2 protein-coding genes are annotated in these 877 nt (G+C 61.6%); both read left to right on the top strand.

The window, feature by feature from the left end:
- The coding region (locus tag EN925_RS37775) for an AraC family transcriptional regulator (RefSeq protein WP_164894764.1) at nt 1-349 on the top strand (349 nt) is incomplete at its 5' end.
- A 151-nt stretch (nt 350-500) separates the two neighbouring features.
- Nucleotides 501-877: SRPBCC family protein (locus tag EN925_RS37780; protein WP_164894765.1), on the top strand; the 377-nt coding region annotated here is incomplete at its 3' end.

The following is an 877-nucleotide window of genomic DNA, read 5'->3' on the forward strand; positions in this document are numbered from 1 at the left end:
TGTCCGCATCAACACCATGCAGGATTTTCGTGTCCGCAAGGCAATCCAGTTGATGAGAGCCAATGTCTGCGAGCGCATCTGCTTCGACGACGTGGCGCGCAGCGTCGGCCTGTCGCGACCGCATTTCTTCGCTTTGTTCAAGGAACAGACCAATCTGACGCCCAATGTCTACTGGAACACGCTGCGCATGGAGGAAGCGGTGCGGCAGCTGCAATGGTCGCAGGAACCGCTGATCTCCGTCGCCTGCAATCTCGGCTTCACCACGCAAGGCAATTTCTCGCGCTTTTTCCGCGACCATGTCGGCGTGCCGCCGACGCTCTACCGCGAGGCCGCGCGGGCGATCGCCTGAGCCAGCCGCCCTTTTTCAGACTCCCCGCCCTTTTTCAGACTCCCCGCCCTTTTTCAGACTCCTTGATAGGCGCTCAAGACGCATTGATAAGCGTCGCTGAAATGGCCGCCCTACCCTTGCACCGGATCGCTTTTGCAAGGGAACATTTTGAATGGCCAAAGTCACCATCTCCAGCGTCATCGACGCGCCGGTCGAAAAGGTCTGGGCGCGCATACGCGACTTCAACGGGCTGCCGGACTGGCATCCGCGCATGGTGGAAAGCCACATTGAAGACGGCAAGGATGCCACCACGATCGGCTGCGTGCGCAATTTCCAGCTCGCCAGCGGCAGCCGCCTGCGCGAAAAGCTGCTCGACTTCTCCGATCAGAATTACCTGGTCAGCTACTCCATCCTCGAGACGCCGCAGCCGCTGACCAACCACAAGGCGACCCTGCAGCTGCGGCGCGTGACCGATGGCGACCGCACCTACGCCGAAGGGACCGCCAGCTTCGACGCCGCGCCCGAGGAGGCAGACAAGCTGGCGGAGGG

The sequence above is a fragment of the Mesorhizobium sp. M7A.F.Ca.US.006.04.2.1 genome, assembly GCF_004022915.1.
In the GTDB taxonomy this organism is placed as follows: Bacteria; Pseudomonadota; Alphaproteobacteria; order Rhizobiales; family Rhizobiaceae; genus Mesorhizobium; species Mesorhizobium ciceri.